Raw genomic sequence first — 21,714 nt, forward strand, 5'->3', positions numbered from 1 at the left:
GCTACCGCAACCGCTGGTCTGGCGCAATTGCCAAGCTCCCTGACGGGATCGCTAATGTTCCATGAAATGTGGAACGGGAGGCCCCTCGCCGGGAAAAAGCTGCACGAAGATCGTGGGGGCCAGGGCCCGCCAGCTGAGACTCAGATTGCCGAGAATCCATCGCGGACTGACCCGCGCGGGATGCGCGAGGACGTGATTGTACGGCGCCTCCGCCTCGGTCACGAAGAAGATTTCGGGATCGGCGGCAATCAGGAAGTCGCGTTCCCCCGCGGGCAGGCGAAACCCGGGCGCATCCACCCGGCTGTCCCACCAGGTCCACAGGCGGCCATGGGCATGCAGACAATCAAACCCGTCGCTGCGAATGTCCTCGTGGACATTCGGCAGATTCAGGCTGCGCGCCAATCGCTTGGTCTGGTTCCAATCCAGCATCGCCGTCGGCCCCATGTCTTCCCCCCCCGAAGGTAAGGAATTCCTTACTCACGTCAAAAGAAATCCCTGACGCTTCCTCAGGTTTACCTTAGGTCAATTTTGGAGAAAGTAAATATTACCGGCCATGTCGAGCGATTATTGCGGGCTGGAAGCCGGCATCCATGCAATCTGGGCGGATCGGGGCCAAGGGCAGAGGGTTACAGCCATGCCGCGCCCTTGGGCAGGTCAATTTCGACCGTTCCCATTGCCATTCCCGTTGCCATTCCCATTGCCGTTACCTGCGGGACCATCGTCATCAGTCGTGTCCCCCACGCATTGAGGCGCATTGCCGGGGTTCGAGGCATCACACCCATCGGCATCGTTACCATGGCCATTGTTGCCGTTGCCGTTTCCGTTGCCGTTGCCGTTTCCGTTGCCGTTGCCGTTGCCGTTGCCGTTGCCGTTGCCGTTGCCGTTGCCGTTGCCGTTGCCGTTGCCGTTGCCGTTGCCGTTGCCGTTGCCGTTGCCGTTGCCGTTGCCGTTGCCGTTGCCGGAGGAGCTTCCCGAGCCAGTCGTGATCGTCAATTCGCCAGTTTCTCCGCCAGAGCCGGAAATCAGGGTTCCTCCACCCGATCCGCTTTGCCCCGATCCGCTGCCGGAGGTAATGACCAGCTCCGCCCCGGACCCGCCGCCGGAGCCGTCCGTGATGATCAGAACCGGATCGTCACTGTCGCTGGAACCGGACGTGATCGTCAGCCCTCCGCCCGCGTTGCCATTGCCGTTACCATTTCCATTGCCATTGCCGTTACCATTAGCATTGCCATTGCCATTGCCATTGCCGTTGCCCTGCCCGCCAGAGCCACCGGAACCATCAGATGCATTCTCGGCATTGTTATTGGGTCCGGAATTCCCCGGCGCCTCCTGATCTCCATTGCCGAAACCGTTGTTTCCATGGGAATTTCCGCCACCAGCATTCTGATCGCCACCGCTCTGAGCGGACTCGCCCGAGCCGCCATCGCTCCCGGCGCCATCCCCCCCGGTGCCATCCGAAGCCGCGTCACCAGAGCCAGCCCCGTCTTCCGAGCCATCGCCCGCGTCGTCCCCGTCCGCCCCGTCTTCCCCGGACTCGGAGCCATCGCCCTCAGCCCCGGAACCGGAACCGGACTCATCGTCCTCCGCATCGGAATCATCGCCCTGCGCAGCGCTCGACCCGCCGGTCCAGCCGCCGGATCCCGCTGTTTCGTCGGAATCAGCCGCGCCCTGATCCTGTCCCCCGGTATTGAACGAGGTCACGATGATGGAATTGCCGTCCAGATGATCCGCCGTGTCGCGCGATGCGTCCGCAACGCCGGAAATGATTTCGCCCGAAACGACCAGCGCAAGGGCCACGGTCAAGAAAACCAGCGGCACCATGTCCACGGTCACGGCCCCGCCTTCATTCCTGACAAACTGCTTCAAACGACGCATGATCAGAGCCACTCAACGCTGAAATGGACTTGTATCGTCTATTTTACCCATCCAACCGGGTGCAAAATGCGGCGCTCCGATGGTCATTCCGTGCCAAAACGCTCAACCCGGGCTTTGCCGCGCGGACAGGACGACCCCGAGCCGTCAGCAGCCGAATCCCCCTTGATCCCCTGCCCCAACCGTCTATAAGGCGGGCTTCCTCCGCCGTTGCCTATGCACCGGCGTGGTCTCTCGTGGTCCGGGGGGCGGAGGACGAAGCCCCGGCCGTTGAAACACGCCTTGAACAAGACTGGAGATGACATGCCTCTCTACGAGCATGTGATGATCGCGCGTCAGGACCTGTCCAACGCGCAGGCCGAGGGCCTCATCGAACATTTTGGCGCAATCCTGTCGGACAATGGCGGTTCGGTCGTCGATTCCGAATACTGGGGCGTCAAGACCATGGCCTACAAGATCAACAAGAACCGCAAGGGCCACTATGCCTTCCTGCGCACCGACGCCCCGTCGGCCGCCGTTCAGGAAATGGAACGCCTGATGCGCCTGCATGACGACGTGATGCGCGTTCTGACCGTCAAGGTCGACGCCCATGACGAGGGCCCCTCGGCCCAGATGCAGAAGCGGGACGACCGTGACGGTCGCCGCGAGCGCCGCTAACCCATAGGGAAGGACTTTCAAAATGGCCGCAAAACCGTTTTTCCGCCGCCGCAAGACCGACCCGTTCGCGGGCGACAACGCGCCGAAGATCGACTACAAGGACACCCGTCTGCTGCAGCGCTACATCTCTGAGCGTGGCAAGATCGTGCCGTCCCGTATCACCGCCGTTGGGGCAAAGAACCAGCGTAAACTGGCCCGCGCCATCAAGCGCGCCCGGTTCCTGGCGCTGCTGCCCTACGCCGTCAAGTAAGGAGATCTGACCCATGGACGTTATCCTTCTGGAACGCGTGGCCAAGCTTGGTCAGATGGGCGATGTGGTTTCCGTCAAGGAAGGCTACGCGCGCAACTACCTGCTGCCGCAGCGCAAGGCGCTCCGCGCCAACCAAAGCAACATCGATGCTTTCGAAGCCCAGAAAGCGCAGCTCGAAGCGCGCAACCTGGAAACCAAGGCGGAAGCCGAGGATCTGGCGGGCCGCTTGGGTGGTCAGCAGTTCATCGTGATCCGCTCGGCCTCTGATTCCGGCGCGCTTTACGGCTCCGTCACCACCCGTGACGCTGCCGATGCCGCCACCGAAGCCGGCTTCTCGCTCGATCGCAAGCAGGTCGCCCTGACCCGCCCGATCAAGGAACTGGGTCTGCACACCGTTCTGGTGAACCTGCACCCCGAGGTTGAGGTCGAGATCGAACTGAACGTGGCCCGCTCGGTCGAAGAAGCCGAGCTTCAGGCGTCCGGCAAGTCGATCCAGGAACTGGCTGCCGAAGCGGAAGCCGCTGCCGAGTTCGAGATCGCCGAACTGTTCGACGATATCGGCTCAGCCGCACTGGACGATGACGCGGGCGACGCAGCCCCCGCCGCCGACGAATCGGAAAACGGCTCGGAAGAAGCCTGATCCGTCTCCCCTTTCGGGGACAGTGATGACCGCGCCCTTCGGGGCGCGGTTTTTTTTGTGCCAGACGCGGCAAAGAAAAAGGCCCGCCCCTTTCGGGACGGGCCTTTCGATGTGATGTGGCCGCGCGGGCTTACTTGCCGTCGTCCACCGGAGCCGGTGCCGGAGCGGGCGCAGGTGCAGGCGCAGGCGCGGGGGCCGGAGCGGGCGCAGGCGCGGGTGCCGGCGCAGGTGCCGGAGCCGGAGCCGGAGCAGGCGCGGGGGCCGGAGCGGGCGCAGGCGCGGGTGCCGGCGCAGGTGCCGGAGCCGGAGCCGGAGCAGGCGCGGGCGCAGGCGCAGGGGCCGGAGCGGGCGCAGGTGCAGGAGCGGGCGCAGGTGCAGGGGCCGGAGCGGGCGCAGGGGCAGGCGCAGGTGCAGGAGCGGGCGCAGGGGCAGGTGCAGGTGCCGGAGCGGGCGCAGGTGCAGGCGTATCAGCCGGGGCAAAGCCGCCACCCGGTGCGGGGGCAGCACCGCCTGCGACGGGCATCGTCTGGATGGTCAGCTGAGCGTTACAGCTGTTGCCACCATAGGTCCCGACCCAGACATCCACACGACCATTGAGGTTTTCAGCACCGGACACGGTCATGCGCGGATCGAGATTGCCGTTGGAATCGTCGTCAAAGAGCCAGGTGGTGTTGACGGTGTTGACCAGCAAGGTCGCATCGCATTCGGACACGACGCTCATTTCCAGCGCGTAATTGTCCATGCCACTCAGGATCAGCGAATAGGTGGGCACGGCAGTGGCATAGCCCAGACCGGGCAGGCCACAGGCCTGGACCGAGAACTGGCCGCCCGCGATCGTCGGGGCGGTCTGCGGCGTGGTCAGCATGTCGCCGGTGAATTCATAGGACGGGCCGGGCTGCATGAAGCTGGGGCAAGCCAGCGCAGCGGCGCTTCCAGCGAGCAGGATGGCGGCAGAGGTCAGCAGGGTTTTCATGTCGGGAAACTCCCATATCGGCAGTGAACGGGGCTTGGGAAATTGGCCGGGCGTCAAATGGGGCGCGGGCCGGGGAAAGCGGAAAGGCCGTAGCGGGACGGCCTTTCCAATCTCAACTCAGAGGAGAGCCTGGATCAGTTGTACCAGGTTTCCATTTCCAGCGTGGCCGAGCAGGTCGAGGGACCGTAGGTGCCAACCCACACATCGATGCGGCCCTGGGTGTTGGAGGTGCCGTACAGGTTGATGCGGGGGTTCGGGTAGCCGCCGGAATCATCGTCGAAGAACCAGGAGGCGTTGGCCGAGTTCACCAGCAGGACGGTGTCACAGGCTGCCTGGGACACTTCGATCTCCAGACGGCCATAAGGCGCCATGCCCGAGGTGTAGAACGAGAAGTCGGGCTGCGAGATCACGTAGCCGGTGTGGTTGAACCCGCAGTTGCGGAGGTACTGGCCACCGCCGGCGATCACGCCGTAGGAGCGGGGGGTGTACAGGTACTGACCGGTCACCGAGAAGGACTGGCGGCCCTGGGTGATGGTCGGACACGCCGAGGCGGCTGCCGTCAGCGAGATCAATACAAGGAAAGCTGAAAGAATGGTGCGCATCTGGATAACTCCTTAATTTGTCATGCACAGTCTGTATAGATCAGTCTTAGTGTCGTGTCTACACTTTTTTTGCTGATCCGGTGATTTTTTTGTCAGCCATCGGTTTCGAGGATCAGATCCCCATAGCAGGTCTGCCCGTCATAGCTGCCGACCCAGATATCCACGCGCCCGTTCAACAGGGCCGATCCGCGTAGATTGATTTCAGGGTTGTGGCCGTAAGGGCCGTCATCGTTATAGTGCCAGCTCCCGTCCGCAGCATTTACCAGCAGGACGGAATCGCAAGGGGCCTCGACCCGAATCTCCAGCGGGTAGTGATCCATTCGAGCCAGGCGGAAGGACATTGTCGGCGCGGCAGAGACGTATCCGGGATACTGGATGCCGCAGCTTGTCAATGCATAGTCGGTGCCGACCTGCACGCTGTATTCGCGCGCGCGGGTCAGGATATCGCCAGTGTAGCCGTAATCTACATCGCCCCCCATTCGGTAGTCCGGACAGGCTTGCGCGGCAGCAGCGGCGGCAAGCGTCAGGGTTGCGGCAAGAAAAAGAGGTTTCATCGTCAATCTCCGGGTATGGCAGGCGCAAATTGCCCCGGTGTGTCTGTCTGCCCCGATCTGCATGAAATCCGCGTCGGAGCCCTGAGGGGGAAAGGGCCACCCCGAAAGGTGGCCCCTGCCCTTATCTGTGCCGGTCTTAGTTGTACCAGGTTTCCAGCTCGACCACCGCCGGGCAGGAGGTCCCGTTATAGGTACCCACCCACAGATCGAGACGACCGTTCAGGGCACCCGAGGACGGGATGTTCAGCTCCGGCTGCAGGTTGCCGCGGCTGTCATCGTCGAAATACCAGGTGGTGTTCGGCGTGTTCACCAGAAGCGTGGTGTCACAGGAGGCGCTGGTCACTTCGATCTCGAGGCGGCCATAGCTTTCCATACCGGACAGCATGAACGAGTAGTGCGGGATCGTGTTGGCATAGCCACGGCCACCCACGCCACAGGACGAGATGTTCGTGTTGCCACCGGCCTGCACGTTGTAGCTGGTCGGGCTGTAAAGCTGCTGGCCGGTGATGTAGATCATCTGACCGGGCTGCTGCCAGGACGGGCATCCACCAGCAGGTGCGGGCGTCGGGGTCGGAGTCGGCGCAGGGGCCGGAGTCGCGGCATTGTGCCAGGTCTCCAGTTCCACCACGGCCGGGCAGGACGTGCCGCTATAGGTGCCCACCCACAGATCCAGACGACCATTGAGCGACGCCGAGGACGGGATGTTCAGCAGCGGCTGCAGGTTGCCACGGCTGTCATCGTCAAAATACCAGGTGGTATCCGGCGTGTTCACCAGCAGGGTGGTGTCACAGGACGCGCTGGTCACTTCGATTTCCAGACGGCCATACCCCTCCATCCCGGACAGCATGTAGGAATAATGCGGGGTCGGGTTGGCATAGCCACGACCACCCACGCCACAGGACGAGATGTTCGTGTTGCCACCGGCCTGCACGTTGTAGCTGGTCGGGCTGTAGAGCTGCTGGCCGGTGATGTAGACCATCTGGCCGGGCTGCGCCCAGGTCGGGCATCCGCCAGCGGGCTGCGGGGCCGGTGCGGGTGTCGGGGCCGGTGCCGGAGTCGCGGCGTTGTGCCAGGTTTCCAGCTCAACCGTGGCCGGGCACGAGTTGCCGCTATAGGTGCCCACCCACAGATCCAGACGACCATTGAGCGACGCCGAAGACGGGATGTTCAGCAGCGGCTGGAGGTTGCCACGGCTGTCATCGTCGAAATACCAGGTGGTATCCGGCGTGTTCACCAGAAGCGTGGTGTCACAGGACGCGCTGGTCACTTCGATTTCCAGACGGCCATACCCCTCCATCCCGGACAGCATGTAGGAATAATGCGGGGTCGGGTTGGCATAGCCACGACCACCCACGCCACAGGACGAGATGTTCGTGTTGCCACCGGCCTGCACGTTGTAGCTGGTCGGGCTGTAGAGCTGCTGGCCGGTGATGTAGACCATCTGGCCGGGCTGCGCCCAGGTCGGGCATCCGCCAGCGGGCTGCGGGGCCGGTGCGGGCGTCGGGGCCGGTGCCGGAGCGGGCTGGAAGCCACCGCCGCCAGGGGCCGGAGCTGGTGCGGGTGCCTGCGCGTACCAGGTTTCCATGTTCAGCGTCGCGTCGCAATAGGTGCCGTTATAGGTGCCCACCCAGACGTCAAGACGGCCATTGAGATTGTTGGCACCACGGATTTCCAGGCGCGGGTCAAGGTTGCCGTTGGAATCGTCGTCGAACATCCAGGTGGTGTTCGCGGTGTTCACCAGAAGGACGGCATCACACTGGCTGACCACATCGGCCACAAGGTAATACTGATCCATGCCCGACAGGTAGAAGCTGAAGTCAGGGGCGCTGGTGACCCAGCCGGTGCGGTTCACGCCCGGCACGCCACAGTTGGCAATATTGTTCTGTCCACCGGCCACAACGCCGAAGCTTTGCGGCGTGTAGAGCTGATCTCCGGTATAGGTATAGCTGGCGCCGGTCTGACTATATGTCGGACAGGCTGCCGCCGCCGTCGTCATGGCGATGAGGCCGAATGCGGCCGTTGCTAGGTATCTCACGGGTTTTCCTCCAAAGATACGGGGGTGATGATCATGAACAGAATGTGTCCCAAAGCGCCGGGCGGTCATGATCTTTTCCGACCGGCTCGGCCCTGCCCGTTCGGACAGGACCGTTGAACAGAGGCGGCGCGCGCCCCTGTCATTCGCAAAGACTGATTGGCGTTCCCGGATCACAGCGGCCTCCGGGTCGGGTGGTGATCGCGCGTGGCGCGGACCGGAACGGGTCGTGCATCAGGACGGATCAGGGGGGCGGAGAGGATCTGAACAAGGATAAAGAGACCTGCCGCGATGGCCGGAAGCAGTCCCGTATGGATCATGTTCATCGGCAGAACCGATCGCATGTCCGTTTCCTCCCTTTGGTTCCCTACAGCACATTCGGGGGCCGCTTGGGCCGTTTCACCTGTGAAACCGGTCAGGCCTATGGCGGGCCGAATCCGCTTTCCGATGTGCGACGGGACGCGTGCCCATCTGGGTGTAGGTGCCGCAAGCGGCGCTAAAGGTTCAAAAAAATCGTCACCAGCATGGCACAGGATTATGGCTCGAGCAAAGCATAACCGCGTTATGCGCGGCATGGCCAATGAAAACTCGGACCATTTGGCAAAAAATATTGTTTCCCAATCGGGACTTTGCGCGCATCAAATCGCAACAAGAAAAGGGCCGCGCCGTAGCGCAGCCCCCTGTTTCGGCCCGATCGGGTCGGGATTATTCTTCTTCCAGCGCCTCGACGGCGGCCTGAAGCTCGTCCTTGGTGACCTCTTTCTCGGTCACGGAGGACATTTCGAAGACGAAATCGACGACCTTGTCTTCAAAAAGCGGCGCCCGCAGCTGCTGCTGAGCGGCCTGGTTTTGCTGGATGAACTCGAAGAACTGACGTTCCTGGCCCGGATACTGACGCGCCTGGTTCATGATCGCCTGGGTCATCTCGGCATCAGAAACCTGAACTTCGTTCTTCTGACCCAGCTCGGCCAGCAGCAGTCCAAGGCGCACGCGACGCTCGGCCAGACCGTTATGTTCGTCGGTCGGCTCGATCTCGGGGTGATCATGGCCTTCGACCTCGGGGTTTTCCTCGTGCCAGAGCTGATGCGCGATCTGCTTGGCTTCAGCCTCGACCAGCGACGGCGGCAGGTCGAATTTCACGACTGCATCCAGCTGATCGAGAAGCTTGCGCTTCATGACCGCGCGGGCGGCACCGGCATATTCGGCCTTCAGACGCTCTTCGATCTGGCCTTTCAGGGCAGCGAGGTCTTCGGCACCGTATTTCTGGGCCAGCTCGTCGTCGATCTCGGCGGCGACGGGCTTTTTCACTTCCTTGACGGTGCAATCAAAGACAGCGGCCTTGCCGGCCAGATGCTCGGCGCCGTATTCCTCGGGGAAGGACACCTCGACGGCCTTCTCTTCGCCGGCCTTCACGCCAACCAGCTGCTCCTCGAAACCGGGGATGAAGCTGTTGGAGCCCAGGACAAGCGGGTAATCCTCGGCAGAGCCGCCTTCGAAGGCTTCACCGTCAACCTTACCCACGAAGTCGATCACAACCTGGTCGCCATCGGCAGCCTTGCCCTTCTTGGTGGCGAAGTTCTGCGCCGACTCGGCCAAGTTCTTCAGTGCGTCCTGCACGTCTTCCTCTGCCGGGGTCACGACCATCTTCTCAAGGCTCAGCGCCTTGTAGTCAACTTCCGGGATTTCGGGCAGCTTTTCATAGGACATGGAGACGACCACATCGTCGCCCTCTTTCCAGTCCTCGTTGACCATCTTCACCTCGGGCTGCATCGCCGGACGGTCGCCGGATTCCTCCAGATGGGCCTGCATGGCGCCATCGACGGATTCCTGCATCGCTTCGCCCATGACACGGGGGCCGAACTGCTTTTTCAGCAGCGCCATCGGCACCTTGCCCTTGCGGAAGCCTTTCATCGCCACTTCGGGGCGGGCTTCTTCCAGCTTTTCGTTGACTTTGGCTTCCAGCTCGGCCCCGGTGATCGTGATCTCGTAACCGCGCTTCAGCCCTTCGTTCAGGGTCTCGTTGACCTGCATGTTTTTCCTCGTTCGCCGGGCCCGTGCACCCCATGGGGACGCGACGGGATAAGAAAATCTGTGGCCTTCTAGGGTGGCGGGGGCGGGCATGCAAGCCCAAAGCCGGGGCCGATGGCCCGAATGGCAAGGAATCCCGCGCATTCCTGTTTTTCTTGGTGCCGAGTCGGGCTTGACATATCCGACTCTTTTAATCAGATTAAACCTGTCACCAGCCAGCCTCCCGCAGCCACTGACGCCAACAGGACCCGCGACAGATGCAGCATGCGAGCTGCCCGGAAACAGGAGTGCCCAAGATGACCGCCCAGATCCCCCTGCCCCAAAGCCTGACACAATCCGCCCCGGTCCACAGTGCTGACGATCTGCTCGGCGACAGCCGGGTGGCCTATATCGCGCTGGAGGATCAGGTCTATACCCTGCGCCTGACGCGGGCGGGCAAGCTCTTATTAACCAAGTGATCAGCCGGGCATGCGCCCGCCGCTGATCCGGGTGATCTCGCGCGCCGCACGGGCCACGGCAGTGCCAAACCCTGCCACGCTGCCCGCATCGAACCGCGCATCGGGGCCGGAGACGGAGACACCCGCGCAAGGCAGCCCGTTCTCGTCGTAGATCGCGGCCCCCACGCAGGACATGCCCTCGAACCGCTCCTCCCGGTCAAAGGAAAAGCCCCGCGCGCGGGTCAGGGCCAAGTCTTCGAACAGGGCGGCGGGGGTCGACAGCGTGTTATCGGTGAACCGCTGCAACCCCGCCCCCTGCAACAGTTTCTGCGCCTGATCCTCCGCCATCGCCGCCAGAATCGCCTTGCCGGTGCCCGAGGCATGCATCGGCGTGCGCGCGCCGGGCGGGAAGAAGGCCCGCACCGGGTTCTTGGTTTCCACCTGCCCGACAAAGACCACCTCGGCCCCGTCCGGCACGGCTAGGTTCGCGGTCTCTGCCGTCTCGCGCATCAACTGCGGCAGGATCACCTGCCCCGCCTCCACGATTCCGTTGCGCGCGAGGTAAGAGACGCCGGTGCGATAGGCCTCCAGCCCGATCATCCAGTCCTGCCGGTCCTCGTCGAAACTGACGAAGCCGCGTTTTTGCAGGGTGGTCAGGATGCGGTGCGTGGTGGCCGTGGGTACGCCCGCCGACAGCGCCAGATCGGTCAGCGTCGCGCGCTCCGCCTGCGCCAGCGTGGTCAACAACCCGAGCGCCCGGTCAAGCGAGTTCAATGTGCTGGCGGAGCTTTCCCTGAACTGCGACTTGGGCCGCCCGCGGGCGCGTTTCTGATCTGCCATATCGGGGCCTTTCTCGGGTGCGAATCCGGGTGTGCTGAGCAGGGCTTGCGCGCTCACTTTCCTATTATGGAATTATTTTCCATTTTTTGCGATAAATATTTTTCTATGTAATACAAATGGTTTGATCCATACAGATTCACTTCAAAAACCTTTTCTGAGAAAATTGCAAATCCCCGCGCCCTGCCCGATCCTGTGGGCATAGCGGAGGATACCCCATGTCGACCCAGAACCCGATCTTCATTCCCGGCCCCACCAACATGCCCGACCGGCTGCGCCTTGCGATGCATGTGCAGACGCAGGACCACCGCGCGCCCGATTTCGTCGAGACCTTCGCCCCGGTGCTGGAGGACACGAAGCGCGTCTTCGGCAGCTCGGAGGGCACAATCATCACCTTCCCCGCCAGCGGCACCGGCGGGTGGGAGGCCTCGGTCACCAACACCCTGTCGCCCGGCGACCGGGTTCTGGTGGCGCGTTACGGCATGTTCAGCCATCGCTGGATCGACCTATGCCAGCGCCACGGGCTGGAGGTTCAGATAATCGACTGCGATTGGGGCGCAGGGGCGCCTGCCGATGCGTTCGAGGCCGCACTGACCGCCGACAGCGCCCACAAGATCAAGGCCGTTCTGGTCACCCATAACGAAACCGCGACCGGCGTCGTCTCGGACATTGCCGCCGTGCGCCGGGCAATGGATGCGGCGAACCACCCCGCGATGCTCTTCGTCGATTGCGTCAGCTCGCTAGCCTCGATGCCCTTCGAATTTGACGCCTGGGGCGTGGATATCGCGGTGTCCGGCTCGCAAAAGGGGTTCATGCTGGCCACCGGCATGGCGATCCTCTGCGTCAGCCCCAAGGCGCTGACGGCGATGGAGACGGCCACCCTGCCCCGCACCTTCTTCGACTTCCGCGACATGATGACCGCCAATGCCTCGGGCGGGTTCCCCTACACCCCGCCCCTGCAACTGATCTACGGGCTGCGCGAAAGCCTGAAGATGCTGTTCGAGGAGGGGTTGGACAATGTCTATGCCCGCCACCACCGGCTGGCCGAGGGCGTGCGCCGGGCCGTCGATGCCTGGGGGTTGAGGCTGGTCGCGCAATCGCCGGAGCTCTATTCCGACACGGTCAGTGCGATCTATGTGCCGGACGGGTTCGACAGCAACGCCCTGACCGATCACGCGTTTTCGGCCTATGGCGTCAGCTTCGGCATCGGTCTGGGGCAGATGAACGGCAAGGCCTTCCGCATCGGCCATCTTGGCAGCCTGACCGATGTCATGGTGCTGTCGGGGCTGGCCACGATCGAAATGGCCATGGCGGATCTGGATTATCCGGTCACGCTCGGCTCCGGCGTTTCGGTGGCACAGGAGTATTTCCGCGCCAGCCGGGCCGGCACCCTGAAATCGGCAGCATGAGGAGGCCCAAGATGCTGGACGCAACCACAGCCGTTGAAACCCTGTCCATCGACGACATGCGCGCCGCGCATGAGCGGATCAGGCCGCATGTCCGTCGCACACCCGTCTTGCAGTCGGAATTCCTGAACGACCTGACCGGGGCCGAACTGTTCTTCAAATGCGAGAACCTGCAGGAGGCCGGGGCCTTCAAGGTGAGGGGCGCCTGCAACGCGGTCTTCGGGCTGTCTGAGGAGATGGCCGACGCCGGGGTCTGCACCCACAGCTCCGGCAACCACGCGCTGTCGCTGTCTTACGCGGCGGGTCGGCGGGGCATTCCCTGCAATGTGGTGATGCCGCGCACCGCGCCGCAGGCCAAGAAAGACGCCGTGCGCCGCTATGGGGGCATCATCACCGAATGCGAACCCTCGACCAGCAGCCGCGAGGCGGTTTTTGCCGAGGTTCAGGCCCGCACGGGGGGCGAGTTCGTCCATCCCTATAACGACCCGCGCGTGATCGCGGGTCAGGCGACCTGTTCGGCGGAACTGCTGGAGCAGACCGGCGGGCTTGATGCGGTCGTGGCCCCGATTGGCGGGGGTGGCATGATCTCGGGCACCTGCCTGACACTGTCGACCCTCGCGCCCGAAACCGCCATCTTTGCTGCGGAACCGGAACAGGCCGACGATGCCGCCCGCAGCTTCCGCGCCGGGCATATCATCGCCGATGACGCGCCCGAGACCATTGCCGACGGGCTGAAAGTGCCGCTGAAGGAAAACACCTGGCATTTCGTGTCCCGCTTCGTGACCGATGTGCAAACCGCCAGCGAGCAGGAGATCATCGACGCGATGAAACTGACCTGGAAGGCGCTGCGCGTGGTGATGGAACCCTCCAGCGCGGTGCCGCTGGCCACGATTCTGAAGAACCGAGACCTCTATGCCGGCAAACGCGTCGGTGTCATCATCACCGGCGGCAACGTCGATCTGGACCGGTTGCCGTGGATGGTGGGCTAACAGCCCACCCTACGCCCCCATCCAACGAAGGAGTACACCATGAAAGACCTGACCAATCTCGACGCTTACGACGTTGGCTTTGATATTCCCGCCAAGCCCGGCATGAACGAGGCCGACATCCAGACGCCTTGCCTGATCCTCGATCTCGACGCGCTGGAACGCAACGTGAAGAAGATGGGCGACTACGCCAAGGCCCACGGCATGCGCCATCGCAGCCATGGCAAGATGCACAAATCCGTGGATGTGCAGAAGCTGCAGGAAAGCCTGGGCGGCGCGGTTGGCGTCTGCTGCCAGAAGGTCAGCGAGGCCGAGGTGTTCGTGCGCGGCGGCATCAAGGATGTGCTGGTGTCCAATCAGGTGCGCGACTCCGCCAAGATCGACCGCCTGGCGCGTCTGCCGAAACTGGGCAGCCGGATCATCGTTTGCGTGGACGATCTGGACAATGTGGCAGAGCTGTCGGCAGCGGCAGAAAAGCACGGCACGGAACTGGAGGTCTTCGTCGAGATCGACTGCGGCGCCGGGCGCTGCGGCGTGACGACGACCGCGGATGTGGTGGCCATTGCGAAAGCCGCTGACGCTGCGCCGGGGCTGAAATTCACCGGCATCCAGGCCTATCAGGGCGCCATGCAGCACATGGACAAGTATGAGGACCGCAAGGCGAAACTCGATGCCGCCATTGCCATGGTCGAGGACGCCGTGCAGGGGTTAAAAGCCAGCGGGCTGGAGCCGGAACTGGTCTCTGGCGGTGGCACCGGGTCCTATTATTTCGAAAGCAATTCAGGCGTTTACAATGAGCTGCAATGCGGGTCCTACGCCTTCATGGATGCCGATTACGGCCGCATCCTCGATGAAAACGGCCAGCGCATCGACCGGGGCGAATGGGAGAACGCGCTCTTTATCCTGACCAGCGTCATGAGCCACGCAAAGGCCGACAAGGCGATTGTGGACGCAGGGTTGAAAGCGCAGTCGGTCGATAGCGGGCTGCCGGTCGTCTTCGGGCGTGATGATGTGGAATACGTCAAGTGTTCCGACGAACATGGCGTCGTCAGCGACCCCCGTGGCGTGCTGAAGGTCAACGACAAGCTGCGGCTGGTGCCGGGCCATTGCGACCCGACCTGCAATGTCCATGACTGGTATGTGGGCGTTCGGGGCGGCAAGGTCGAAGCGCTCTGGCCCGTCTCCGCCCGTGGCAAGGCGTTCTGATCTCTGCCCACACTGACACAGACGGGGGCGGCCCGACCGGCCCCGACCCCAATTCCCCAGAAAGCGCCTGCCATGATCATCGTTCCAGAACGCGCAATCCCCGACCTGCTAACGCGCGACGCCTCTTACAGGGCGGTCGAAAACGTCTTTGCCGCCATGGCGTCGGGCGATGCCTACAACTTCCCCGTCATCCGCGAAGCCATCGGCCATGAAGATGCGCTCTATGGCTTCAAGGGCGGCTTTGACCGCGTCGGTGGATCGCTTGGCCTCAAGGCCGGGGGCTACTGGCCCCACAATCTCGACACGCATGGCATCATCAACCACCAATCCACCGTTTTCCTGTTCGATCCCGATACCGGCATGGTGCGCGCCATGGTGGGCGGCAACTACTCCACCGCGTTGCGCACCGCTGCCGCGTCCTCGGTGTCGATCAACCATCTGGCCCGCAAGGATGCCCGCGTGATGGGCATGGTCGGCGCCGGGCATCAGGCCAGCTTCCAGCTGCGCGCCGCGTTGGAGCAGCGCCCGTTCGAGAAGGTGATCGGCTGGAACTATCACCCCGAGATGCTGGCCAAGCTGGAAGAGGTTGCCGCCGAGGCGGGGCTGCCCTTCGAGGCGGTCGAGCTTGACGGGCTGGTTGAGGCCGACGTGATCATCACGATCACCTCCAGCTTCGCCCCGATCCTGCTGGAACACCATGTCAGTCCCGGCACGCATATCGCCTGCATGGGCACCGACACGAAGGGCAAACAGGAAGCCAGCGCCGACCTTGTCGCACGCGCCACGCTATTCACGGACGAAGTGGCGCAGTCGATTACTATCGGTGAATGCCAGCACGCGATTGCCGCGGGGCTGATCACGGAAACCGGCATTTCCCAGATCGGCGCGGTGATCAATGGCAGCCATCCGGGACGCAGCTCGGCGGAGGAAATCACGCTGTTTGACGGCACTGGTGTCGGGCTTCAGGATCTGGCGGTGTCCGCAGCCCTGGTCGATCTAGCGGTCAAAAAAGGTGTCGCCATCGAGGTCGATCTGTAAGCGCGAGTCACTGGGGCCAGTTCCGGCGCAGATCCCAGGCCAGATCCCGGACCGACGCAACGCGAGATCCGCCACCCGGCGTCGCCTCGACATAGCCCACCAGATCGAAGGGCAGATCGCCCGTCAGCGCGCCCGCCACAATCGCGTCGATCAGGATCGTCTCGCGCCCCGGAACCGGGGTGCGGGGCAACTCGGCCTCGGCAAACATCAGCGCGATCAACTCGGCGCAGAAGAGCTCCGACGGGTCGTCCGCGTCGAAGCGCATGTCAAACGGCGTGCCCATCTGCGCCATGCCGCGCGACAAGGCCCGGGCCCGGTCGCCTGCGCGCGGGCGCAGGGCCACCACCGCGTCAGTATCCAGCACCACCTCGGCGGGGGCCAGCCGAACGCCCCCGTCCACCGCCTCCAGATAAAGGTTCCCCGCCCTGATCTGATCGTGAAACGGCACCAGCCCCGGCAGATGCCACAGACCTGCCGCGCGCAGTTGCGGTTCGGTTCCGATATAGGTCGCGCCATGGGTGAACTGACCGGGAATCAGCAGGCCCGAAACCCGGTTGTCGGAATGAAAGAACACCAGATCCATCGGGCGCAGAGCGCCTTGCAGCAATGCCGTGGCCTCTGGCTGCGTGGTCATGCGGCCGGGCCGGAGCTGGATCAATCCAAGCTGGCGCAGCGTCCCGACATTGGCATCGGCCAGCGCGATCATCCAGTCCGGGTAAGGTCCCGCGCCCTGACAGCATCCGGCGACAATCCGGGACGGATCGGCCCGCGTCGCATCGGGCGGCAGGGGCGCAGCGGCGCAGCCTGCCATGGCCAGAAACACCAGCCCTGCAACTATCCGTCCCATGCGCGTCAACCCCTGTCCGTCTCCAATGATGCGCAAGCTTGGCAGAGAACGCGCGCAAGGTCACGCCGCGCGGTGCGCTCAGGTCTCTGACCGTTTGTGCAGCCAGCCAAGCAGGAGCGGTGTCAGGTACATCGGGAATTGATAGCAGGCGATAAAGGGCAAAAGCGCGTCCACCGTGGCCGCTGGCAGTGCCACGAGGAACAGCGCCACGTTGCGGTTGCCCGCGATGATCGACAGCGCCACCTCCTGCGACGTGCGGGCACGCAGGGCCAGGAACACCGCCAGTTGCAGCCCGAAATTGGCGGCGAAGACCACGGCCAGCCAGAAACCGACCGCCTGCCAGCCTGTCTCGATCAACGGCGCGACCCCCGCCATCAGCCCGATCACGATAATGGCCAGCAGGATCACCCCCACCCCGTCCAGTTGACGGGTCTGCGCCGCATCGGGGCGCGGCAGGATCACCGCGCGGGCCGCAAAGCCAAGCGCCACCGCCAGCGCCACCACCAGCACCAGCCGCCCCGCAGCGGCCAGCACGTCGCCAGCCCCCGGCATCGCGCCCTGCATCAGCCACAGGATGGGCAGCACCGTCAGCGGGAACAAAGCCGTGCCGAAAATCAGGATCTGCATCGCGGGCGCCGGGTCCTTGCCCGCCAGCACTACGAAATTCGGGGCCCCGGTGATCGAGGGCGCCGCCAGCATCAGCATCACCGCCAGCGCCGGAACCCTGTCGATGACGCCCGCCAGCGTGAACAGCGCAAAGCCCAGAACCGGCATCAGCAATTGCAGCGCCACCACGTCGCGCAGGGGCCGCCAAAGTCGGGTCAACTGGCCAAGCGTCTCTGACGGGCCGATCCGAAATGCCGAGAAGAATAGCAAAACGGCCACCATCCAGGGCAGATGGGGCCGCATGGCCTGCGCCAGATCAGGAAGGGAAATCCCGGCCACCAGCCCCGCCACAAGGACAAGGCGGCCGTGGCGGGCGCAGATTTCCAGCGCCCGCCCGATTGTACTCATCACTGTGGAACCGATCGCATCGATTCCGGCAGCCACAGCGCCAGCTCCGGGAACCAGATCAGCACGAAGCACATCAGAACCATGATCGCGAACATCGGCAGCGCGGCCTTGGCGATATAGCTCATTTCATGCCCGGTCATGCCTTGCAGCACGAAGAGGTTGAAGCCAATGGGCGGCGTGATCTGGGCCATCTCGACCACGACGATAACGAAGATGCCAAACCAGATCAGGTCGATCCCGGCCTCCAGCACCATGGGTTCGACGACCGCCATGGTCAGCACCACGGACGAGATTCCGTCGAGGAACATTCCGAGGATGATGTAAAAGACCAGCAACATCATCAGCAGCTCGAACCGGCTCAGCTCCATCGCCGCGATGCCATCGGCCAGCGCACGCGGCAGCCCGGTGAATCCCATGGACAGCTTCAGGAACGCGGCACCCGCCAGGATCAGCATGATCATCGCCGAGGTGCGCGTGGCCCCCATCAGGCTTTCGCGGAAGCTGTCCCAATTCAGCGATCCCTGGCTTGCCGCCAGAACCAGTGACCCGATGACGCCGATGGCGGCGGCCTCGGTCGCGGTGGCCGTGCCGGTATACATCGACCCGATCACCACGAAGATCAGTACCATGACGGGAATGAGGAACCGGGAATTGCGCACCTTTTCTGCGAAGCTCATTGCCGTTTCCAAGGTCGGCTGCCAGCCCTTCGAGATGAAGGAATAGGCGGCGACATAGCCCATGAACATCAGGGCCAGCACAAGGCCGGGGAAGACACCGGCAAAGAAGAGCTCGGTGATCGACTGGTTCACGGCCACGCCATAGACGATCAGCGCCAGCGACGGCGGGATCATCAGGCCGAGCGTCGCAGCACCGGCCAGAGTGCCGATGACGATATGTTCCGGGTACTTGCGCGCGCGCAGTTCCGGGATCGACATCTTGCCGACGGTGGTCAGCGTTGCGGCAGACGAGCCAGAGACCGCCGCGAAGACCGTGCAACCCACGATATTGGTATGCACCAGCCCGCCCGGCAGCCGTGCCAGCCAGGGCGACAGCCCGCGAAACATATCCTCTGACAGCCGCGTTCGGTAAAGGATTTCGCCCATCCATATGAAGAGCGGCAAGGCGGTGATGGTCCAGCTGGATGACGACGCCCAGATCGTGGTGATCATGGTGTCGCCCACGGGGCGCGAGGTGAACAGCTCCATCCCCACCCAGGCCACGCCCATCAGGGCGACGCCGACCCAGACACCGGTGCCAAGCAGGAAGAAAAGAACCGCGAGGAAGATAATGATGGCAAGAAGTTCGGTCATGTCATCACTCCCCGAAGCTTTGATCGACGATGTTGCTGCCCAACCGGCTCTGCCCCTTGAAGAGGACCGAGATCAGGTTGTCGAGGAAGGCGATGGTCAGGATGGCGCCGCCAATGACCATGACCGACTGCGGAATCCACAGGGGCGTGGCGTCCTGCGCCTGGCTGACCTCGTTGAACTTCCACGACCAGTAGACGAACCAGTAAGCGTAGTAGACGAAATAGGCCGAGATGGCCGTGGCGACCCCGAAACACCAGATTTCCAGCAGCCATTTGATGCGTACCGGCACGGCGTTAAGAAGGATCGACACGCGAATATGCGCGCCGCCATTCAGGGCACTGGCAAAGGCCAGAAAGCTGGCCGCCGCCATGACATAGCCTGCATAATTGGGCGCGCCGGGAAACAGCTCGCCGGTCCAGCGGGCCACCATTTGGGCGACAATCAGCAGAAGGATGGTGACAAGGCAGAGGGCGGCCAGAACACCGGCAATCCTGTAAAGCCCGTCCAGCAGCCAACGCAACACTCCGAGAGTTCCGGTCATGGATCAGCCTCTTTTCGGAAGGGGAATGTCCTCGGGGGCACCGGACCACGGTCACAGCGCCCCCGAGGTGGGAGAGACAGCGTTACTGCTGTGCAGCCATCGCGGCGCGGTAGGCGTCAACGATCGCCTGACCGTCTTCACCGGCATCGGCCAGCCATTCCTCGGTCATCGTGGCACCGATTTCCTGAAGGTCGGCAACCAGCTGATCGCCCGCACGCTGCACGGTCATGCCACCGGCGGCCAGACCCGCGAGGGTGAAGCCGGTATATTCACGTGCGCGCCAGCTGCCTGCGTATTCCGCCATGCCGGCACAGGCGCGGATCACCGCCTGGTTGGCTTCCGATGTGTCGGACCAGACATCGGCGTTCACGAAGACGTAGTTGCGCGGCAGCCAGGCATCGACTTCATAGAAATGGCTCAGGCTTTCCCACACGCGGCGGTCATAACCGGTCGCACCCGAGGACACCATGGACGAGGCCACGCCGGTGGCAAAGGCCTGGCTGATTTCAGCCGCTTCGATGGTCACCGGCAGCATGCCGGTCAGTTCCGCCAGACGGTTCGTGGCGTTCGAGTAGGACCGGAAGCGGATGCCTTCCATGTCGGCGACCGAGTTCACTTCCTGGTTGAAGTAGAGGCCCTGCGGCGGCCACGGCACGGAATAGAGCAGCACGAGGTTCTGTTCGGCCAGAAGGTCGGTGATATAGGGCTCTGCGATTTCCCACAGCACGTCATGCTCTTCGAAAGAGGAGACGAGGAAGGGGATCGAGTCCACACCGAAAAGCGCGTTTTCATTCTGGTGGCCCGAGAGCAGACGCTCGCCGATCGGCACCTGCCCGGTCTGCACGGCGCGCTTGATGTCCGCGCCTGCGAAAAGCGAGCCGCCCGGATGGGTCACGATCTCGATCTCGCCGCCAGTGCCGGTGGTCACGCACTGCGCAAACTCCGCGCCGGTCACGGAATGGAAGTTGGATCCGGAATAGGCCATCGGCATATCCCAGGTATCCGCCAGCGCCGGGCCTGCCAGCACGGTCGCCGCAGCGGCGAGGGTCAGTTTGAAGGTCTTCATGTCAGTCTCCTTGTTGGTTGCTGCATTCTTGGTCTTGTTATCTCGGGTCACCCTGCGAACCGTTGCGGATCGTAAGGCGTCATGTCGATATTGGGCCGCTGGCCGGTCATCATCTGCGCCAGCCAGCGCCCGGTTTTCGGCCCGCCCGTCAGGCCGATATGGTGGTGGCCAAAGCCCGCGAAGACGCCGGTTCCCCGCACCTCTCCGATCAGCGGCAGGCTGTCGGTCGGGGCCGGGCGGTGGCCCTGCCATTCGATCTCGTCGGTGGCCTGAAGCTTCGGAAAGGTTTCCGCCACCTGCCGTCTCAGCAGCTCGAACGGCGCTTTAGATGGACCGGCCTCCAGCCCGCCAAACTCAACCACACCGGCACATCTTACGCCCTGCGCCATGGGTGTGGCGACAAATTTTCCACTCGCGACCATCACCGGTACCGTCGGCCCGCCCGTCGCGTTCTCGAACACGATGTGATAGCCGCGCTCGGTTTCGATCGGCACGGTGATGCCCAGCTTTTTCATCAGCGGTTTCGACCAGACCCCAGTGGTCAGCACCACCTGATCGCAGGCGATCTCACCTTCCGTGGTCTGCACCGCGCTGACCTTGCCACCTGTCAGGGTGAAATCCTTGACGTCGGCCTTGCGGAACGTGCCGCCAAGCGCCTTGAACTCCTCGGCCAGCGCCGCCACGTAACCGCCCGGATCGCGGATGAACCCATGGTTCTTCATCACCGCCAGACAGCCGACCCTGTCGGAAAAGCAGTCCTGATACTCATGCACCGCCGCGCCTTCGATCAGTTCGGGCACGAAGCCGCCTTCGCGGCGCAGGGTCCAGACATAGCTGTCCTTCTCGAACGCCGCACGGTCGGCATAGGCGAAGGTGTAATCGCTCTCGACCACCCATTCCTCGGCCCGCGTGCCCCGTGCCAAAGCCAAATGCTGATCGACGCTGTCACCGATCACGCCGTTGATCCCTCCGGCAATGCGCCGCGTGTCTCGGTCATTGGCATGGCCCAGATATTTCACCAGCCAGGGGATCATCCGCGGCACATAGGACCAGCGCATGAAGAGCGGGAAATTGGGGTCCATAAGGTAACCCGGCCCCTTGGCAATCAGCCCCGGCGTGGTCACCGGCACAATCGCGCAGCTGGCCAGAACCCCGGCGTTGCCATAGCTCGTCCCCTGCCCCGGATCGCCCCGGTCCACCAGCATCACCTCGCGCCCGGCGCGGCGTAGCCAGATCGCGGCGGAGACCCCGACAATCCCTGCGCCTATGACAACGATGCGACCGCTCATGCGGGACATCCTCCCATCCGGTTGCGGGCAAATGCGCCCGTTTCAGGCGATTCCCTCAGGTCAGCTTTGCCTTTAAGCGACAATACGTCAACATTTTGTTGACAATTTATCAGAAAGACGCAGTTTGAA

Annotated in this window: 23 protein-coding genes; 8 read left to right on the forward strand and 15 right to left on the reverse strand. The window is 63.3% G+C overall.

All coding sequences use genetic code 11. From position 1 onward, the window contains the following. Nucleotides 1–51: 51 nt before the first annotated feature. Together ACOOEX_RS11575 and ACOOEX_RS11580 are read right to left on the reverse strand one after the other, a co-directional pair. Nucleotides 52–444, reverse strand: a complete 393-nt coding sequence (locus tag ACOOEX_RS11575) for a hypothetical protein (protein WP_420394974.1) — start codon at nt 442–444, stop codon at nt 52–54. 210 nt (nt 445–654) lie between these two features. Beyond that, nucleotides 655–1,875 carry a hypothetical protein gene (locus tag ACOOEX_RS11580; RefSeq protein WP_420394975.1) on the reverse strand — a complete coding sequence of 407 codons (1,221 nt, stop codon included), beginning with the start codon at nt 1,873–1,875 and terminating at the stop codon, nt 655–657. A 300-nt stretch (nt 1,876–2,175) separates the two neighbouring features. Between ACOOEX_RS11580 and rpsF the strand changes: the two genes are divergently transcribed. Genes rpsF through rplI form a run of 3 tightly spaced genes read left to right on the forward strand, consistent with a single transcriptional unit; the run spans nt 2,176 to nt 3,419 of the window. After that, nucleotides 2,176–2,529 (forward strand): 30S ribosomal protein S6, encoded by a 354-nt coding sequence (rpsF, locus tag ACOOEX_RS11585; protein ID WP_420394976.1) that lies wholly within the window; start codon nt 2,176–2,178, stop codon nt 2,527–2,529. A gap of 22 nt (nt 2,530–2,551) precedes the next feature. Next, nucleotides 2,552–2,779: a 30S ribosomal protein S18 gene (gene rpsR, locus ACOOEX_RS11590; RefSeq protein ID WP_420394977.1), complete on the forward strand. Its 228-nt coding sequence runs from the start codon at nt 2,552–2,554 to the stop codon at nt 2,777–2,779. A gap of 13 nt (nt 2,780–2,792) precedes the next feature. Beyond that, a complete protein-coding gene (gene rplI, locus ACOOEX_RS11595; RefSeq protein WP_420394978.1) occupies nt 2,793–3,419 on the forward strand; it encodes a 50S ribosomal protein L9 in 627 nt (208 codons plus the stop codon). 130 nt (nt 3,420–3,549) lie between these two features. On the opposite strand, the gene ACOOEX_RS11600 is transcribed toward rplI, so the two are convergent. The 6 genes from ACOOEX_RS11600 to tig form a co-directional block, all read right to left on the reverse strand. Beyond that, the gene (locus ACOOEX_RS11600; RefSeq protein WP_420394979.1) at nt 3,550–4,392 is read right to left on the reverse strand and encodes a hypothetical protein; all 843 of its coding nucleotides are present in this window, start codon (nt 4,390–4,392) and stop codon (nt 3,550–3,552) included. A 134-nt stretch (nt 4,393–4,526) separates the two neighbouring features. Further along, the gene (locus ACOOEX_RS11605) at nt 4,527–4,994 is read right to left on the reverse strand and encodes a hypothetical protein (RefSeq protein WP_071691844.1); all 468 of its coding nucleotides are present in this window, start codon (nt 4,992–4,994) and stop codon (nt 4,527–4,529) included. Between the two features lie 92 nt (nt 4,995–5,086). Beyond that, on the reverse strand, nt 5,087–5,548 hold the full coding sequence (locus tag ACOOEX_RS11610; protein WP_420394980.1) for a hypothetical protein: 462 nt from the start codon (nt 5,546–5,548) through the stop codon (nt 5,087–5,089). 136 nt (nt 5,549–5,684) lie between these two features. Continuing rightward, nucleotides 5,685–7,583: a hypothetical protein gene (locus ACOOEX_RS11615; RefSeq protein ID WP_420394981.1), complete on the reverse strand. Its 1,899-nt coding sequence runs from the start codon at nt 7,581–7,583 to the stop codon at nt 5,685–5,687. 170 nt (nt 7,584–7,753) lie between these two features. Beyond that, a complete protein-coding gene (locus ACOOEX_RS11620; RefSeq protein WP_420394982.1) occupies nt 7,754–7,924 on the reverse strand; it encodes a hypothetical protein in 171 nt (56 codons plus the stop codon). A gap of 361 nt (nt 7,925–8,285) precedes the next feature. Then, a complete protein-coding gene (tig, locus tag ACOOEX_RS11625) occupies nt 8,286–9,611 on the reverse strand; it encodes a trigger factor (protein ID WP_420394983.1) in 1,326 nt (441 codons plus the stop codon). A gap of 293 nt (nt 9,612–9,904) precedes the next feature. Here tig and hemP point away from each other — a divergent pair, with 293 nt between their 5' ends. Continuing rightward, the gene (gene hemP, locus ACOOEX_RS11630; RefSeq protein WP_420394984.1) at nt 9,905–10,066 is read left to right on the forward strand and encodes a hemin uptake protein HemP; all 162 of its coding nucleotides are present in this window, start codon (nt 9,905–9,907) and stop codon (nt 10,064–10,066) included. Here hemP and ACOOEX_RS11635 read toward each other — a convergent pair whose 3' ends face one another. Then, nucleotides 10,067–10,885, reverse strand: coding sequence for an IclR family transcriptional regulator (locus ACOOEX_RS11635; RefSeq protein WP_420394985.1), 819 nt, complete (start codon nt 10,883–10,885; stop codon nt 10,067–10,069). A gap of 215 nt (nt 10,886–11,100) precedes the next feature. Between ACOOEX_RS11635 and bhcA the strand changes: the two genes are divergently transcribed. From bhcA to bhcD, 4 genes are all read left to right on the forward strand, one after another. After that, nucleotides 11,101–12,291, forward strand: a complete 1,191-nt coding sequence (gene bhcA / locus ACOOEX_RS11640; RefSeq protein ID WP_420394986.1) for an L-aspartate--glyoxylate aminotransferase BhcA — start codon at nt 11,101–11,103, stop codon at nt 12,289–12,291. Between the two features lie 11 nt (nt 12,292–12,302). Next, nucleotides 12,303–13,277 (forward strand): beta-hydroxyaspartate dehydratase BhcB, encoded by a 975-nt coding sequence (bhcB, locus tag ACOOEX_RS11645; protein ID WP_420394987.1) that lies wholly within the window; start codon nt 12,303–12,305, stop codon nt 13,275–13,277. 39 nt (nt 13,278–13,316) lie between these two features. Beyond that, on the forward strand, nt 13,317–14,480 hold the full coding sequence (bhcC, locus tag ACOOEX_RS11650) for a 3-hydroxy-D-aspartate aldolase BhcC (RefSeq protein WP_420394988.1): 1,164 nt from the start codon (nt 13,317–13,319) through the stop codon (nt 14,478–14,480). Between the two features lie 72 nt (nt 14,481–14,552). Then, on the forward strand, nt 14,553–15,518 hold the full coding sequence (gene bhcD / locus ACOOEX_RS11655) for an iminosuccinate reductase BhcD (RefSeq protein WP_420394989.1): 966 nt from the start codon (nt 14,553–14,555) through the stop codon (nt 15,516–15,518). Between the two features lie 7 nt (nt 15,519–15,525). Here bhcD and ACOOEX_RS11660 read toward each other — a convergent pair whose 3' ends face one another. The 6 genes from ACOOEX_RS11660 to ACOOEX_RS11685 all read right to left on the reverse strand — a co-directional run bounded on the left by ACOOEX_RS11660 (nt 15,526) and on the right by ACOOEX_RS11685 (nt 21,585). Next, complete coding sequence (locus ACOOEX_RS11660) at nt 15,526–16,365, reverse strand: YiiX/YebB-like N1pC/P60 family cysteine hydrolase (protein WP_420394990.1); 840 nt, start codon at nt 16,363–16,365, stop codon at nt 15,526–15,528. 78 nt (nt 16,366–16,443) lie between these two features. Beyond that, a complete protein-coding gene (locus tag ACOOEX_RS11665; protein ID WP_420394991.1) occupies nt 16,444–17,379 on the reverse strand; it encodes a hypothetical protein in 936 nt (311 codons plus the stop codon). Then, a complete protein-coding gene (locus ACOOEX_RS11670) occupies nt 17,379–18,689 on the reverse strand; it encodes a TRAP transporter large permease (RefSeq protein ID WP_420394992.1) in 1,311 nt (436 codons plus the stop codon). Before ACOOEX_RS11670 ends, ACOOEX_RS11665 begins: the two co-directional genes overlap by 1 nt. Before the next feature lie 4 nt (nt 18,690–18,693). Beyond that, nucleotides 18,694–19,230 carry a TRAP transporter small permease gene (locus tag ACOOEX_RS11675; RefSeq protein ID WP_420394993.1) on the reverse strand — a complete coding sequence of 179 codons (537 nt, stop codon included), beginning with the start codon at nt 19,228–19,230 and terminating at the stop codon, nt 18,694–18,696. 82 nt (nt 19,231–19,312) lie between these two features. Continuing rightward, the gene (locus ACOOEX_RS11680) at nt 19,313–20,296 is read right to left on the reverse strand and encodes a TRAP transporter substrate-binding protein (RefSeq protein WP_420394994.1); all 984 of its coding nucleotides are present in this window, start codon (nt 20,294–20,296) and stop codon (nt 19,313–19,315) included. Between the two features lie 47 nt (nt 20,297–20,343). Continuing rightward, entirely contained in the window at nt 20,344–21,585 is a 1,242-nt protein-coding gene (locus ACOOEX_RS11685; protein WP_420394995.1) for an NAD(P)/FAD-dependent oxidoreductase, read from the reverse strand. Between the last annotated feature and the right edge of the window lie 129 nt (nt 21,586–21,714).

Origin of the sequence: Nioella sp. (assembly GCF_965215655.1) — a bacterium.
GTDB lineage: Bacteria > Pseudomonadota > Alphaproteobacteria > Rhodobacterales > Rhodobacteraceae > Nioella.